11 protein-coding genes are annotated in these 16,335 nt (G+C 73.9%); 6 read left to right on the top strand and 5 right to left on the bottom strand.

All coding sequences use genetic code 11. The features are described 5' to 3' along the window. Window positions 1-12: 12 nt before the first annotated feature. Window positions 13-738 (bottom strand): PIG-L deacetylase family protein, encoded by a 726-nt coding sequence (locus J421_RS20890; RefSeq protein WP_158508859.1) that lies wholly within the window; start codon window positions 736-738, stop codon window positions 13-15. Next, entirely contained in the window at window positions 735-1,697 is a 963-nt protein-coding gene (locus J421_RS20885; RefSeq protein ID WP_025413123.1) for a threonine ammonia-lyase, read from the bottom strand. The genes J421_RS20890 and J421_RS20885 overlap by 4 nt, the downstream gene beginning before the upstream one ends. A gap of 134 nt (window positions 1,698-1,831) precedes the next feature. Between J421_RS20885 and J421_RS20880 the strand changes: the two genes are divergently transcribed. The 5 genes from J421_RS20880 to J421_RS20860 are packed head-to-tail and all read left to right on the top strand — an operon-like array spanning window position 1,832 to window position 9,904. Beyond that, window positions 1,832-2,299, top strand: coding sequence for a hypothetical protein (locus J421_RS20880; protein ID WP_025413122.1), 468 nt, complete (start codon window positions 1,832-1,834; stop codon window positions 2,297-2,299). Between the two features lie 13 nt (window positions 2,300-2,312). Further along, complete coding sequence (locus J421_RS20875) at window positions 2,313-3,056, top strand: ATP-binding protein (RefSeq protein WP_025413121.1); 744 nt, start codon at window positions 2,313-2,315, stop codon at window positions 3,054-3,056. A gap of 18 nt (window positions 3,057-3,074) precedes the next feature. Then, window positions 3,075-4,076, top strand: coding sequence for a hypothetical protein (locus tag J421_RS20870; RefSeq protein WP_025413120.1), 1,002 nt, complete (start codon window positions 3,075-3,077; stop codon window positions 4,074-4,076). Beyond that, a complete protein-coding gene (locus tag J421_RS20865) occupies window positions 4,069-8,250 on the top strand; it encodes an FHIPEP family type III secretion protein (protein WP_148306441.1) in 4,182 nt (1,393 codons plus the stop codon). Before J421_RS20870 ends, J421_RS20865 begins: the two co-directional genes overlap by 8 nt. Then, window positions 8,234-9,904, top strand: coding sequence for an FHIPEP family type III secretion protein (locus J421_RS20860; RefSeq protein ID WP_025413118.1), 1,671 nt, complete (start codon window positions 8,234-8,236; stop codon window positions 9,902-9,904). Before J421_RS20865 ends, J421_RS20860 begins: the two co-directional genes overlap by 17 nt. 3 nt (window positions 9,905-9,907) lie before the next feature. Here J421_RS20860 and J421_RS20855 read toward each other — a convergent pair whose 3' ends face one another. The 3 genes from J421_RS20855 to J421_RS20845 form a co-directional block, all read right to left on the bottom strand. After that, the gene (locus J421_RS20855) at window positions 9,908-10,141 is read right to left on the bottom strand and encodes a hypothetical protein (protein ID WP_025413117.1); all 234 of its coding nucleotides are present in this window, start codon (window positions 10,139-10,141) and stop codon (window positions 9,908-9,910) included. Window positions 10,142-10,194: 53 nt separating this feature from the next. Next, window positions 10,195-12,729: a hypothetical protein gene (locus tag J421_RS20850; protein WP_148306440.1), complete on the bottom strand. Its 2,535-nt coding sequence runs from the start codon at window positions 12,727-12,729 to the stop codon at window positions 10,195-10,197. Between the two features lie 110 nt (window positions 12,730-12,839). Continuing rightward, the gene (locus J421_RS20845; protein WP_025413115.1) at window positions 12,840-15,536 is read right to left on the bottom strand and encodes a protein kinase domain-containing protein; all 2,697 of its coding nucleotides are present in this window, start codon (window positions 15,534-15,536) and stop codon (window positions 12,840-12,842) included. Between the two features lie 242 nt (window positions 15,537-15,778). Here J421_RS20845 and J421_RS20840 point away from each other — a divergent pair, with 242 nt between their 5' ends. After that, complete coding sequence (locus tag J421_RS20840; RefSeq protein WP_025413114.1) at window positions 15,779-16,255, top strand: helix-turn-helix transcriptional regulator; 477 nt, start codon at window positions 15,779-15,781, stop codon at window positions 16,253-16,255. The last annotated feature ends 80 nt before the right edge of the window (window positions 16,256-16,335 follow it).

Genomic DNA, 16,335 nt, shown 5'->3' with positions numbered 1-16,335 from the left:
CCCCGCCCCCGACTAGCCGGGCAGCGGCAGCGCCGGCCCCCGCTCGTGCCGCACGAACGCCTCCGCGTGCTCGCACCCGCGCTCCATGCCCCGGAACCGGCTCATGCGCTCGTGCCGCGGATACCAGTCGTCGGGATGCTGGCTGGCGTGCGCGAAGCACGCGTCGCGCTTGCGCTGCGCCACCGCGCTGATGTCCACGTAGTCCGTCGGGCGGAAGAGCTGCGTCTGATCGCCGGTGAGCACCTCGAAGTAGCCGAGTGCCTCCTTGCTCCCCGCGCGGATCCATGCGTCGTAGACGAGGAGCGACACCGCGCGGTGGTCGGGATGGGTGTCCACCGGCCAGTGCGTCAGCAGCACGTCGGGCCGCTCGCGCGCGAGCAGCGCGCGCATCGCCGCGTACGCGCCCGCGTCGACGTGCGTGTCACCGTCGATCTGCCCGAAAAAGCGCGGCGTGGCGCCGAGCAGCGCACAGGCGCGCTCCGACTCGGCGGTGCGGATGCGCGCCGCGTCGTCGTGCGACGTGCCCGGGATGCCCGCCTCGCCGCGCGTGAGGTAGAGCGCGATCACCTCGTGTCCCGCGTCGGCGTAGCGCGCGATCGTGCCGCCGCAGCCGCTCTCCGGATCGTCGGGGTGACCGCCGGCGACGAGCACCTTCAGGCGCCGCGGCTGTCGCACCGCCGCGAGCGCCAGCGGCGCGACGAGAAGTCGCAGCGCGTCGCGACGCGTCACGCTGGTCACGCGGTCGCCTCCCAGATCCAGGTGCGTACCTGCTCGTCGGTGAGGTTGCCGCCGCACAGCGGCGTGGCGACGAGCCTGTCCGGCGAACGATCGGTCCACGCGGCGATCGCCGCGATGCCCACGGCCCCTGCCGGCTCCACGAGCAGGCCGGTGTCCTCGTACAGCCATCGGATCGCGCGCCGGATCGCGTCGTCGGGCACGAGCACGAAGTCGTCGACGAGCGGCTGCAGGTCGGCGACCGCCTCCGGGATCGGCACGCGTACCGCGATCCCGTCGGCGATGGTGTGCACGTCGTCGGTGCACGTCGGGCCTTCCGCGCGCCACGACAGTGCCATGGCCGGCGCGCCCGCCGCGCTCACGGCGACGATGCGCGTGTGCGGCGAATGCGCGCGCATCCACGTCGCGACGCCGGCGAGCAGCGCACCGTTGCCGACGGGGACGAACAGCGCCGCGATCGGCTCGGGCCACGCGGCGAGCTCCACGCCGATCGTGCCGGCGCCCTCGGAGATCGCGACCTCGCGTCCGTCCTCCACGAACGGCAGCCCGCGCGCCGCGGCCCACGCGCGGGCGCGCGCCTTCGCCTCGTCGAGGTCCGCGCCGCCGAGGTGCACCGTGGCGCCGAGCGCCCGCATGCGCTCCACCTTCAGCGGCGACGCGCGCTCGGCCGCGAACACCGTGACCGCGACGTCGCGGCGGCGCGCCGCGTAGGCCATCCCCTGGCCGAAGTTGCCGGCCGACGCGCACACCACGTGCGCCCCACGCGGCAGCGACGCGCAGAAGAAGTCGGTGCCGCGTCCCTTGAACGAGCGGATCGGGTTCACCGTCTCCACCTTGCACAGCACGCGCGCGCCGAGCCGCGCGCTCAGCGCGTCAGACACGAACTGCGGCGTGCCGGCGAACACCGGGTCGATCGCCGACGCCGCGCGCGCGATGCGATCGACCGAGAGTCGTGAGGTCACGCGTCGAGTATGCGCTCCGCGCCGAACGCTCGCCAGACGACCAGTCCGGCGCGCCGCCGCCGCGCTCTGGCACGTCCGCGTGGGGCGCCGCATACTCTGCAAGCCGTCGACTCGCCCTGACCGGAGGTGGCGCCATGCCCATCGACCTCGCCCTGCTCGCGTCGACCGTCGTCAGCTCGTTCCTCGTCCCGATGGCCAAGCGCGGCCTCGAGAAGCTGCGCGAGAACGCCAGCGAAGCGGCGGGGGAGGCCGTCGGCGACGCGACCGCCTCCGGCGTCTCCAAGGTGTGGGAGCGGGTCAAGTCGCTGTTCACGAGCGACCGCGAGCGCGTGCAGTTCGAGGAGCTCGAGCAGCACCCCGACGACGGCGCGGCCACCGTGCGCCGGGTGCTCGAGGAGAAGCTGCGCGCCGACCCGACCGCGGCGCAGGAGCTCGACCGGCTCGTGAACGCGCCGGTGGGCAGTGGCGGTGCCACGCTGCAGCACCTCATGGCCGGCACGTTGGGGTTCGTCGACGCGCGCGGCGCGCACGTGAGCGGGTCGGCGCAGGTCGCCGGCGTGGTGATCAACGCCGCGGCCCGCCCGCGCGCGGATGAGAGCTGACGCCGCGCCGGCCATGACCATTGCCGACGGCACGCCGCCCGTCGTGGGGCGGGGAACGCGCCTGCGGCAGGTGGTCGAGGCGCTCGGCCGCGCCGCGCCGTCGGTCGTCCTGTTGAACGTGCCGGCAGGGATGGGCCAGACCACGTTCCTCGGCGCGCTCGCCACGGCCGCCACCGACGAGGGGTGGCGCGTCGTGCACGCGGACGCGGACGGCGAGTTCACGGTGGCGCGCGACACGAGGCCCGACGCGTTCGCGAAGCGGCTGCGCGACGCGCTGGACGTCGCAGAGCCGAGCGCCATCACCGGCGGCACACGCGACTTCGCCGTCGACGCCAGCACCCAGCGCCCGGTGCAGGACCCCGTGCTCGAGGCGCTGCGCGAGCACCGCGACCGCTGGCTGCTGCTCCTCGACGGCTTCCGTCCGTCGCCGACGTTCGCCGCGTGGTTCCGCGACACGTTCGTCGGCGACCTGCTTGCGCACGGGCGCGCCGCCGTGGTCGTCGCCGACACCGACAGCGCGCTGGAACCGTTCGCCACGCTCCCGCACGAGCGCGTGACGTTAGGCGCGCTGGACCGCGACGAGGTGCGTGACCTGTTCCGCGCGCTCGCTCCGACGACGGAGCCGCCGCTGACCGCGGAGGAGATCGAGCAGTACACGGAGGCGAGCGTGTGGCGGCCGGACGTCGTCGGCGCGCTGTACCGCTTGCTCACGCTGCCGATGCGACCCGGCCAGCGGTCCCTCGTGCCGACCGTCTGAGTGCCAGCCTCGTAGCGCATGCCGCCACTGACGAAGCAGATCCCCGAGAAGGACATTCCCGACAACGGTCCGCAGCAAGGGATCTTCGAGGAGATGATCGTGCGCGGTCGGCCCGCGCGCGTCTATCTCATCCGCGACCGACGCGCCGGCTGCGGCAAGACGCTCCTGCTGCGCAAGCTGCACTGGGCGTGCAGACAGCACCGCAAGCTGCCGCCGCGCATCGCGGCGTGCGCGGTCGACCTCGAGGACCACGCCGGCCCGACGGCGTACTCGCTCGTCAGTGCGCTCGCCGACCAGCTCGGCCGCGACGCGCTGCCGGAGTTCGACCGCCTGCAGGTCGCGCTCGAGCTGAAGGATCCCGCGCCGTTCGTCCCCCAGCCGCGCGCTCGCGAGCGTGCGGACACCGCGTCGCTGATCCCCGATCCGCTCGTCGGACGCGTGGACGCCGCCGGGGCCGAGGTCCGCGATCACGCGCAGGTCGGCGGGATAATCATCAACACGCAGGCGCCGACGTACCTGCACGTGCCGGAGCGCGCCCGACCGCAGTGGCAGGAGGAGCTGCGGCCGCGCGCCGAGCGCGCGATCGTCAACGCGTTCTTCGAGGACCTCCGTGGCGTCGGCGAAGACCGGCTCATGGTGATCTTCATCGACTCCGTCGACGCGAAGGCACAGTACCAGGAGCTGGTGCACTGGGTGCTCGAGACGCTGCTGACGAGCGTGTTTCTCGACCCGGACCAGCGGCCGAAGAACGCGATCCTCTGCCTCGCCGGGCGCGATCTGCCGGACGACGGTTATCTGCGGCTGCCGGGCGACGACGCGGCGGAGTGGATCGAGGCGCCGACGCTGCTCACGGCGTGGCAGCCGGAGCACACCGGCGACTTCCTGCGGCTCATGCTGGGGCGCGAGCCGTCGCAGGACATGCTCGACTTCGCGCACAACCGCATCATCTCCAAGGCGGTCCCGCTGCGGAAGATCTACGAGGGCGCGAAGGCCTTCGAGCCGGACGACGACCATGGCTGAGTTGAACGCGCCATTGCATGCCGGGCTGAACGCGCCACCGCCGTTCTCGATCGCGGAGTTCGATCGGCTCACCGCGCCCGACTCCGATGCAGAGCTGCTGGAGCGGACGCTCGCCGTCGCCGCGCGTCGCCACGCGGAGCTGCCCGCGGTGATCCGCCTCGCCGCCATCCCGCGCCACATCAACGCGCGGATCATCGGCATCCTGCGCGACCGCCCGGACGACCACTCGGCGAACGCCGAGCTGTTCGCGATGCTCGCCGCGCTGCCCATCACGCGGCTGCGGCAGGACGGCGACTGCGCGCTCCACCACGACGCGCGCGAGCTGCTGCTCCGCCAGTGGCTCGAGCCCGACGTCGACCGGACCGCGTTCGACGCGTGCAATCTGCGGCTGGCCGCGCACTTCCGATCCGAGGTGAGCGCGTTCCGTCGCCTGACGCGCGACCTGGAGCTCGCCGGCGCGGTCGTGCGCCAGGCCAACCGCGCGCGATACGACGCGCTGCTCCGTCGCGTGGAGACGCTGGAGATCGCGCCGCTGCTCGAGGAGCAGTATCACGACACGCTGCGGTCGATCGACGCGGGCTACGAGACGTTCCGCGATCGCTTTCAGGAATACCAGCGCGAGGGGCGCACCACGGTCTGCAACGCGCTGCTCGTCGCGATGCGCGACAACCTCCGGCGGCGTCCCGGTGACGACGACGCGAAGATGTCGACGTCGCGCTGGCTGGAGTACTGGGCGGGACGACTCGACGTGCTGCAGTCGCGCTACGGCGAGGCGGTGCGTCGCCTGTCCGACCTCGAGCGACGCGTGGGCGAGGACGTCACGCTGCTGCTGTGGACGATCTCGAGCCTGGGCGACGCGTACTCGGGCCTCGGTCAGCTCGACGTCGCCGTCGAGATCTATCGCCGGGAGCTGGAGCTCTCGACGTCGAGCCGCGTCGATCCGTTCAACATCCCGGTGTCGTACGCGCGCGTCGCCAGCAACCTGTTCCTGCGCGACGACCTGGACGCGTCCATCGACTACTACCGGCAGTCGGTTCGCTCCGCGCGCGAGGAAGCGAACCGATACATGGAGGGGACGTCGCTCGTCGGGCTGGCCGGGGCGCTGGCCGATCGCGGCAACCTGTCCGGTGCGGTGGCGAGCACGCTGCAGGCGCTCGACCTGGTCTGGATGGCGGAGGAGCCGAAGCCGGACGACGCGATCGCGGTCCTCGGCGCGCTGCTCCGCCTCGTGCCGCCGAGCGATCCCGCGCTGGTCGACACGCTGTACCACGAGCTCCGCGCGCTGGTGCCAGCCGGCGCCGACGTGAACCTGCGGCTCGACTACGACCGCCGCTACATGGACGCGCTGGTCTCGGCGACGCGACTGCGGCTTGCGGACCAGACCATGGACACGCTGGCGCGAGACGCGGCCGGGCAGGTGAGCGAGGAGTTTCTCGCGCAGCTGCAGCTCAGCCAGGGCGGGCTCCGCTCGGAGCAGGGAAACGTGGACGCCGCGATCGAGGCGTACTCGCTGGCGCTCGCGTTCGCGCCGCCCGACGAGAACGGCGTCACCTGGACCGGCGCGGCCGCGCTCTCGAACCGCGGGCTGCTGCTGCGCGAGCGCGGCGACCTGGATGCGGCGGTTCACGACTTCCGCGTCGCGCGAGAGCACTGGCGCAAGATCGGGCACCGACGGCTCACCGCCGCGATGCTCACGTTCGAGGCGCAGGTGCTCGAGCGGCGCGCCCGCCTCGCGGCGGCCGCGCGTGACCGCGCCCACGACGCCGCGGGAAGCGACGTCGAGACCACCGCGCTCGCGCGTGCCGAGAGCCACCGGCTGACCGGCGACGTGCACGGCCTGCATCGACGCCACGCCGAGGCGGACGACGAGCACGCGCGCGCGATCGCGGCGTCCGAGGAGGCCGGTGCCGCCGGCGCGTGGATCGCCGCGCGGAGCTGGCACGCGCGCGCCGCGATCCGTGCCAACGACGCCGACTGGCCGCGTGCGACGACGCTCATCGCGTCGGCGCTCGCCGCGTGCGCCGCGTGCGCGGCATCGCCCGCACCCGCACGGGCCGCGGCGGATTCGGACGCGGACGCCGCCGACCTCGCGGAAGCGCAGCGCTTGCTCGACGACGCACGGACCGAGATCGGCGCCGACCTGCCGCAGCGCTTCGCCGAGCTGCGGCACACGGACGCGCTCGTGCTGCGCCGGCGCGGACGCATCGACGAGGCGTTCGCCGCGTTCACCGACGCGGCCGCGTCGTACGACATGCTGCAGCGACCGCGGCTGGTCGCGACCGTGCTCGTCGATCGCGCGGACATGGCGCTCGCGGTCGGCCGTGCCGAGGAGGCCGCACGATCGCTCGCCTCGCTGAGCACGATTTGGAGCTCCATCGCGGCGCTCGACGCGTACCGTCCCACCTCGGAAGTCGTCGCCGCGGACGAGGACGACGCGCGCGCGATGCGCGCGTTCTTCACCGGCGGCAAGGAGCGGCTGCGGCAGCTCCGCGCGGCGCGCGACCTGTTCGAGAACGCGAATCAGCAGGCGCCGCCGGCGTACTGGTATCGCCTCAACGCGGCGTACACCGCCGCGCAGCTCGGCGAGTGGGACGCGGCGATCGACCAGATGGACGCGCTGCTGCGCATGGCGCCGGCGTGGATGCCGCGGCGGACGCTCCACCATCGACTGGCCGAGTGGCACCTGGCGACCGCCGGCGCCGATGCCGATGCGACCGACGCGCCGACCGGCGTCGTCGCGCGCGAGCACGCGCGGCGCGCTCGCGAGCTGCTCGACCCGCGCGCGGAGGAGGCGACCGACGTGCCCGTGCCGCCGCCGGTCGATGCGTGGACCCGTGTCGGCAAGGCGCTCGCCACCCATGGCGACGTCGACGCGGCGCGCGAGTTCTACCGCCGCTGCCTCGACACGCTCCGCGGCGCGGGGTGCGCCGCCAGGTTCGACGGCGGCGTGCGCGGGCTCGCGGAGGCGCGGGCCCGGCTCGCGGCCGGCGCGATCGGCGCCGACGGGAACGCGCCCGTCGCCGACGCGTTCCGCGCCGCGATGGAGGACTACGTGCGGGGCGGCGCCGAGGAGGTCGGCGCGGCGTTAGGCAGCGTCGCGAGCGGCATGCTCACCGACGTCGACGCGTACTGGAAGATCGACGAGATCTGGGCGCGGCTCGCGTCCGAGCCGGGCCCGCGATCGGCCGAATGGGAGCGGGCGCGCGCCGCGCTGCGGCCGTGGCTCGATGCGCGCTGGCGGCTCGACGCGGCGCAGGGCGGCGAGTCCCAGGTCTCGATGGTGACGGCCATCCGCGTCGAGATCGCGCGGGACCTCGTGCCCGAGGACACGAGCAGCGAATGGTCGCTGTTCAAGTCGCTCATCCCCGAGATGCGCGACCGCATCGTGCGGTCGACGGGCGTGGAGGTCACCGGCGTGCGCATCGCGTCGAACGACTCGCTCGCGCCCGGCGAGTATCGGATCGAGCTCGAGGAGGCGCCGGTCGCGCGCGGACGCACCGGCAACGACGTGCCCGGGGCCGATGGCGAGCCGCTGCGCCCCATGATGCGTCACCTGGAGGAGGTGCTCCGCGCGCAGCTCGGCCGGTTCGTCGACGTGGGACGACTCGGCGGCATCCTGAGCCGGTGGGTCCAGGCCGGCGTCGAAGCGCACATGACGACGTCGCTGCTCCCCGACTGGCGCGCGCGCGCGCGATTCGCGGCGCTCCTCCGCGCGCTCGTGGACGACGGCGTCCCGATCACGGCGGGGCGCGAGATCGTGGAGACGGTCGGCGCGATCGGACTCGGTGCGGGCAGCCTCGCGCCGCTCGTGCGCGCGGTGCGTGCGGCGCTGCGGCCCAACCTGCCGGGGAACGAGCCGGGCATCCGCCGCGTCGCCGTGCCGGCGCTCTGGGAGCACGTGCTCGCTGCCGTGGACGAGCGCGGGACGCCCGCCGTGGTGCCGCCGCGCGACGCGCTCGCCATGCTGCGCGTGCTGCGGGCGGCGATGGCGCCGATCACCGAGCCCGCCGTCCTCGTGACGCGCAGCGATGCCGCGCGGCCGACGCTCCGAGGGCTCGTGCGCGCCGAGTTCCCGACGCTCATGGTGATCGCGCGCGACGAGCTGCTCGACGACGCGGCGGTCGTCGACACGGAGACGCTTCAGGAGGCACGCCAGCATGCGCACGCTCGGTGACGAGCGCCCGACGAGCGACGCGGCGGTCGAGCTGCCGGTCGTCGTCGAGCTGCACCCGATCCTCGCCGGCAGGGCGGACGAGCCGGGCGAGAGTGAGTTCCCCGAGGCGGTGCGCGATGCGGTCGCGCACGAGGTGTCCGCGCTGCTCTCGGCGCTCGGCATCCCGGGGCGGCCGGCCGTGCGCGTGGAGCCGCGCGCGGAAGCCGCCGGCCGTGCGCACCGCCTGCTGCGCCTAACGGTCGGCGACCGCGTCGCGCGCTTCCCGGAGGACGTCGTGCGGGCGACGTACCGCGCCCGGCAGCGCGCCGCGGAGGCGCCGACGTGGGTGGAGATCCTCATGCAGCTGCGCGCGGCGGAGACGCCGTCCGTCGCGGCATTCCTCGCCGACGTCTGCCGCGAAGCGATCGTGCGTCGACCGCAGGTGCTGCTCGCGCGCGCGCAGCTCGAGGCGTACCGCGACGGCGCGCCGACGCTCGCCGAGCTGCGATGGGGGCGCGACATCGACGTCCTCGAGCGAATTCTCATGCGGGTGCTGTCGCTCGGCATCTCGCTCGGCGATCGCGCCGGAGTCGCGCGCGTGTTGGGCAGCGAGTCCGTGGAGCGGTGGGAGGACGTCGCGGAGGATCTCGTCTCGGCGCTGCGGGAGCCGGCGATCGTCGTGCAGATGGCGCCGGAGTATCTCCGCGAGCTCACGGAGAGGTTCACCGATGCCGGCGGACCCGACTCGATCTCGGACACTCGCCAGGAGCTCTTCACGGAGCTGGGCGTCCCGCTCCCGGCGTTCCGCTTCGAGCCCGCGCCGCGGTTCGCGGCCGGCAGCTTCGCGTTCCGCATCAACGCGCTGTCCACGCAGCCCATCGTCGGGGTGCCCGCCGACCACGTGTTCGTGAACGAGCAGGCGGACGTCCTCCGCTCGCGCGACATCGACGCGGAGCCGATGCCGTACCCGATGAGCGACTCGCAGGGCAGCATCGTGCACGCGACCTCGCGGGAGCGCGTGGAGAGCACGGGGGCGCGGTGGTGGAGCCCCGTCGCGTACCTCGCGGGCTGCCTCACGCAGACGGTGCGCAGCGACGTCGGGCGCGTGCTGGAGCAGGGCACCGTCGCGCGGCAGCTGCGCGATCTCGCCACCTGGAACGTCATCCCCGCGCTCTCCGACGTCGACGCGCCGGAGATGGCACCGCGCGCGCTCACGCCGGTGCTGCGCGCGCTCGTCGACGAGCGCGTCTCCGTGCGGAACCTCCCGCTCATCTACGGCCGGCTTCTCGAGCGCGCGGCCGGTGTCGAGACCGACGGCGAGCTGCCGGGGCGGCTCGCGTTCGTGCGCGCGCAGCTCGCGAGCCAGATCGCGAACCGGTCGGCGAGCGGCGCCGCGTACGTGGCCGCCTATCTCATGAGCGAGGATTTCGAGACCGCGCTGTCGGCGCCGCGCACCGTCGACGGTGACGATGCGCTCCTCGACGCGATCCACGCCGAATTCGATCGACTCGGCACCGTCACCACCAAGCCGGCGCTGCTCACCGAGGGCGCGCATCGCGAGGCGCTCGCGGCGCTCGTCGCATCGGAGCTGCCGCAGGTGTCGGTGCTGTCCTACGAGGAGATCCCGCCGGCGATGAACGTGCAGCCGATCGGCCGCATCACGATCGACGCGTGAGCCTCACGTCGTCGCGCCGGCGATGGAGCCTCGCGTGTCGCCGCGCATGATCGACTCGATGCGCCGCAGCAGCGCGGCCTGGTACACGCGCGTCCCGCAGTCGCCGCACCGGGATTCCGGGACGTCCTCGAGCGCCCCGCCCGGCCCGAGCGCGTTCAATGGGACCGTGATGAGCCGGCTCGCGAACGTCCCGCCGCAGGGACACTGTCCCGTATCGAGCACCGTGGATCTCGGCATGCGTCATACCCCCTCGTCGAGGCGTCGGATAGGTTGCCGCCGCGCGCTCGTGCCTAACGGCCGCGCACGACGAGCCCCACGCTCTTGCGGTACGCGCTCCCCGCCGGGTACGGCGTGAGCGCGTTCACCTCCGTCGCCGCGCACGACGGGGGCGCCTTGCAGCTCGAGCCCGGGGCGCACGGTCCGGTGTTGAACGAGATCGTCGAGTTGTCGGGATTCGTGAGCACGCGCAGCGTCACCATGACCGGCGGCGACTGGCTGGCGCCCACGATGGGCGCGGCCAGCGCGAACGTCGCCGCCTTGCTCTCGGAGTTGCTGCCGCGCAGGAACACGGTGGCCGTCGTCGTCGTCGGCGGCGCGAACGTCGCGTCGAACGAGCCGCGCTGCGTCGAGAGCTCGATCGTGTACGCCGTCGGCGCGTTCGCCTTGCCCGCGGACGAGAAGTACAGCTCGATCTCGCGCACCGTCTTGTTCGGTCCGGGACCCGGGAACCAGAACGCGTACGTCTTGCCCGGCGCGTTCACCGGGTCGCCGGGCCCGTTCCCCGGCGCGCAGCTGTTCAGCACCGACAGCGAGGTCGTGCCGGTCGCCGTGAACAGCACGGAGAGGTCGCCCAGACCCGGGCGCGCGAGCGTCGCGAGCAGCTCGTTCGCGTCGGCACCGAGCGTCCACTGCGTCGCGGTGCGGCCGTTGCTGCCGGTGACGCTCTGCGTGGGCGACACGGAGCCGCCGGACGAGCCGCCCGGGGTCCACGCGATCGGCGCGCCGGCCACCAGGTTGCCGAACGCGTCGCTCACCTCGACGGTCGGCGCCACCGGTACCACGCTCCCCGCGGGCGCCGTCTGGCCATTCCCCTGCACGATGCGCAGCGCGCTCGCCGCCGCGGGCACGACGTCGAACGCGTTGCCGAGGACCGACGCCGTGGTCCCGAGGAGCGTGGCGCTCGCCGTCGGCTGGTAGCCGGCCGCCGCCTTGTCGATCGCGAGCCCCGTGAACGTCGCCACGCCCTGGCTCGCCGCGGCGCTCGCCGTCGTCGCGCCGCTCGCGAACGTGTACCGGTTCAACGTGAGCGTGACCGTGCCACTCCATCCGAGCGCCGTCGTGCCGTTGTGGTCCACCGCCGCGACCGCGTACGACAGCGGCGCGCCGGCGACGACGGTGCTGCCGGCGGCCGGCTGCTGCGTGAAGCGCAGCGCCGTCGGCGCGTTCGCCGTCGCCGTGAAGGTCACCGACGCGGGCGTGAAGTACGCGACCGGCGAGTTGACGTCGCCGCCCGCCGCAGGGGTCGCGCGCACCGTGTTCGTGCCCGGCGTCAGGCCGAGCGTCCAGCACGCGCGCGCGGCGCCGGACGCGTCGCTCGGCGCGAGCGCGGTCGGGCCGAACGTGCCGCACGCGCCGGCGCTCTCCGGCGCCACGACGCCGTTGTCGCCGGGCGCCGTGGCGAGCGTCGTCGGCACGCCCTGCAGCGGGGTGCCGAGCGGCGTGCGCAGGCGCAGTTCCGGGCGGCAGTCGGCCGACAGCGGCGTGCCGATCGGCGCCTCGACGGCGGTGCAGCTCAACGCCGCGGCGACGCTCGCCCGCGCGCCGAACGGCAGGCGTGTGAACTCGTTCGCCGTGCCGCCCACGCCGCCCACCGCCATCACCTGCGGGTCCACCGGCGCGAACGGACTGAACTCGCTCGCCGTCCCGCCGACGCCGCCCGTGGCGAGGACCGCGGCATGCAGCTCGCTCGGCAGCAGCGCGTCGGCGAGCGTGCGCACCCACCCCGGCAGCGCGACGGACACCGACGACGTCGGGTCGGGGCAGGAGAGGAAGTTCGCGCTCGCCGGCGGCGTGATCTCGAAGCCGGCCGTCGCGTTGTGTCCGAGTCGGAGCCGCGCGCGCACGTCCGCGGGGATCGCACCGATGGGGCACACGCCGACGACGACCGGCGCCTTGAACGGCGCGTTGGTCTCCGAGCTCTTCGCGAACTCGTAGAAGCCGGGATACTGATCGAGCTTCGTCGACAGCGGTCCCGAGCCGGGCGCGGGGAAGCCCGTCGTCGGGATCGCGTCGATCGTGATCAGCGTCGGCTCGCTCACCGGATCCGAGGGAAGCTGCGTGCCGGCCAGCCCATCCGCCGAGAGCAGCGTCTGCGGCGGGTCGAGCGGGTAGACGAGGAAGGCGTCCGTGGCGTCGCTCGTGGTGATCGTCAGGCCGGCGTAGCAGAACACGCCGTTCACGAGCGCGGTGACCGCGGTGGCTCCGCCGGGGAGCGGACGCTGGCGGTTCTTCTGCAGGATGAACGAGACGATGTTGAACGCCTGCGCCTTCGCGCCGGCGAGGTCGCCGTCCGCCACCTGCTTCTCCATGTTGTGCACCTTGCCGAGCGCCGAGTTGGCGTCGGGCGAGCCGGCGCCGAACGCGTCGTTCACGAGCTGCTCGAGCTGGACGTCGGTGACGCAGGTGCCCGCCGTCGTCGCGACGCGCGCGGGCGCTTTAGGCGCCGTCGGCAGCGCGCGGCGGTCGACGGTGTCGCGGCAGGCCGAAAGCAGCGCGACGACGCAGACGAGCGATGCGAGCCGGGATGCCGCCGCCACACGTGCCATGAGCGTCTCCGGGACGGAGCGTGCACGACGCGCCGCGTGCGGTCGCCGGGAGGTCGGCGCCGCACCACGACTCGAGGAGATGTTGGAGGACTAACGAAACGGCGGGGCGTTCACTCGGTCGCGCCGACGAGCCGACGGAAGCGCGGATCGCCGGCCATGTCGCGGAACCACCACCCCGGATCGTCGCGGAACGCGTCGACGCGTCCGGGGTTCGCGGCGAGGTACTCTCGCAGCAGCTGCAGCGCGGCGTCGCGGTCGCCGAGCAGCGAGTACACCCAGGCACCGGTGTATGCCGCGTCGCGCGCGGGGTCGATCGTCGCGTCGCCCGTCGCGCGGCGCACGACGTGCCGCGCGCTGTCGGCGAGGGCCGGCGTCGTGCGGCTCGCGCGCGCGATCACGGCGCCGACGAGCATGTCCATGAACAGCCGCTGCGCCGGCCGCTGCGCCGCCGGCGCGCGCGCGACCACCGAGTCGGCCAGACGCCACGCGAGGGCGACGTCGGGCGCCTTGTTCTTGGTGGTGAGCAGGTAGAGCCGGCAGCGCACGGCGAGCGGGATGGCGGCGAAGCGGCGTCCGAGCTCGCCGCACCACTGCTCCGCCTTGTCGAACTGCCCGAGGTCGTACGACGACAGGAACAGCCGCCCGAGGATGACGTCCGCGTTCGACAGGAACTCGTCGGCCTCCAGCGCGCGCTGCGCCGCGATCTGCACCTCGGTCGGCGTCGCGACCTGGTAGTAGAGATGCGACAGCGTCGCCCACGCGCCCGCCTGGCGCGGGTTGAGCGTCGTCGCCTTCTCGAGATCCGCGCGCGCCGAGTCGAGCAGGGCCTTCTGCCTAACGGGATCGGCCTCGAGCCCCATCAGCCAGCTCCAGTAGCGCAGGTTGCCGCGCAGCTCCAGCCCGTCCGGAAGCTGCGGGGCGAGAGCGAGCGCGCGCGCCACGTGCACCACGCCGCTGTCCACCCAGCGGCGGATGAGCGCGGGGTCGCGGCCGACCAGGCGTGAGCGGCGGTACGCGACGACGCCGCGCAGCAGCTCCGGCTGCGGCCATCGCGGGTCCGCCGTCGCGGCGCGCGCGAGCAGCGTGTCCGCCTCGCTGAACGCGCGATCGTTGCCCGCCGGGTCGCCGTTCGCTGCGGCGGCCTCGCCGCGCCGGCGCGCCTGCTCGCCGCGCTGCACGAGCAGCCACGCGTCGGCGCTCGCGGTGCTCGCGCGCTGCGCCTTCAGTCGCAGCTCCTGCCCGAGCTCCGCGCGGAGCAGCTCCGCGGCGACGTCGGTGAGGGTGTCGCGGATGGCGAGCAGGTTGCCGGCCGGGCGCCGGAAGCTCACGCGCCGCAGGTTGACGCCGCTCGCGTCGTCGAGCCGCAGCGTGACGCGGATGTCGTCGCGCTCCGGCTCCACCTCGCCGCGCACGAGATAGCCCGCGCGCACCGCGCGCGCGACGCTGTCCGGCGCCACGGCCGCCCCGCGGAAGCGCGCCACCGCGTCGCGCGAGATCACCGTGAGGCTCGGCGCGCTGGCCAGCGCGTCGATGAGCCCCTCGGTGAGTCCGTCGGCGAGCGGGCCGAGCGTGTGCTCCGCGCTGCGGTCGTCGAAGTAGAGCACCGCGACGCGCCCCGACCCGTTGCCGGCGGTGCCAGACGCGGCGCCGCGCCCCGCGAAGCGCCACGCCGCCGCGCCGGCGAGCAGCAGCGCGACGATCGCGCCGAGCGCGCCGAGCATCGCCGGCCGGCGCCACCGCGCGACCGGTGCCGCCGGCGGTGCGGTCGTGATGTACGGGTTGGACGGAAGGCGCCGCGTCGCCGTGTACCCGCGCACGCGCATCGTCGCCGTGCTGCCGGGCGCGGCGCCGAGCAGCTGCGCGAACGCGGCCGCGCTCTTCGGCCGGTCGGCGGGCGACTTCTCGAGGGCGGCGAAGATCGCCTCCTCCACCTCTTCGGGCACGGCGCTGCGCACGACGCGCACGCTCCGCGGCGGCTCCATGGCGTGGCGCGCCATGATCGCCGTCGCGTTCTTGCCGGCGAACGGCGGCTCGCCGGCGAGCAGCTCGAACAGCACGCACGCCAGGCTGTAGATGTCCGCCTGCGGCCCGACCTTCTCCCCCATCGACTGCTCCGGCGCCATGTACACCGGGGTGCCGACGGCCATCCCCGTCTGCGTCAGCTTGTGGCTGTCCGCCTCGCTCAGCGCGCGGGCGATGCCGAAGTCCGCGACCAGCGCGTGGCCGTTCGCGAGCAGGATGTTCTCCGGCTTCACGTCGCGGTGGATGATCCCATGGTCGTGCGCGTGCCCGAGCGCGTCGGCCACCTCCAGCGTGATCTGGATCGCCTCGTCGACGGGGAGCTGTCCCTCGCGCGCGAGCCGGTCGCGCAGCGACTCGCCCCGCACGAACGGCATCACGTAGTACAGCAGCCCCTCCGCGACGCCGGAGTCGTAGAGCCCGAGGATGTGCGGGTGCTGCAGCTTCGCGGCGAGTCGGATCTCGCGCTCGAACCGATCGCCGCCGAGCGTGGCGGCCAGCTCGGGGTGCAGCACTTTGATGGCGACCTCGCGGTCGTGCCGCGGCTCGCGCGCGAGGAACACCGTGGCCATCCCGCCGCGCCCGAGCTCGCGCTCGACGTCGTAGCGTCCCGCGAGCGCGATGCGCAGCGTCCCGAGGATGTCGAGCGTCGGGGCGCCGGAGAGCGTCGGCACGCCCGGAGGCGTCGCGATGGCGACGCTCGCCTGCGAGAGACTTCGCCCGCAGCCGCTGCAGAACAGCGCGCTCGGCGCGGTCGCGGCACCGCAGTGCGAACAGGTGGTCGTCACCGCATGTCCCTCCGGGGTCCGACACGGAGGGTCACGCGGGTCGCCCCGCGGCTCGGAGCGACCGAGCTGACACACCCCACCGTGACGCGGTATCGGCGCGTCCGACTGCTCGGCCGATCATTACGATGTTCTCACGAACATGCGCCGTGGGAACGGGTGTCGCAAGAACGACGACGTAGGTGTCGTCGCGCGCTCGCCGCTGGCCGCGTTGCCAAGCTTGCGGGCGCCCGGCAAGTTGGGGCGTGAAGAAGCACGTCCTCGTCTACGGCCTCGCCTGCGGCGCCCTCATCGCGCTGCTCGACGTCATCGAGTACCGCTGGCTCGTCGTCGAGCGGTCGGTGGAGATCTACGGTGCGCTCGTCGCCGCCCTGTTCGCCGCGCTCGGCATCTGGCTCGGCCTCCGCATGACGCGCCCGCGCCCCACGGCGACCGTGGTGGTGCGCGAGGTGCCGGTGCCGGTCCCTACGGAGGTGCCCGTGCCCACGCCGGTGCCGTTCGCCCGCGACGCGGCGCGCGTGCAGGCGCTCGGCGTGACCCCGCGCGAGCTGGAGATCCTCGAGCTCATCGCGGCGGGGCTCAGCACGCGCGAGATCGCGGAGCGGAGCCACGTCAGCGAGAACACCGTGAAGACCCACGCCAGCCGCATCCTCGACAAGCTCGGCGCGCGGCGGCGCACGCAGGCCGTGCAGCTCGCGAAGCAGCACGGGCTGATCCCGTAGCCCGCGGCGTCATCCCGACGGGTGATTCTCGCCGCTCGCGCGCGAAATCACCCGAACGGGTGACGACATCCCTCCCGCCT

It is taken from the genome of Gemmatirosa kalamazoonensis (assembly GCF_000522985.1).
Classification (GTDB): domain Bacteria; phylum Gemmatimonadota; class Gemmatimonadetes; order Gemmatimonadales; family Gemmatimonadaceae; genus Gemmatirosa; species Gemmatirosa kalamazoonensis.
The sequence above is the reverse complement of the archived record's forward strand: the minus strand, read 5'-3'. Positions and strand labels throughout refer to the sequence as shown.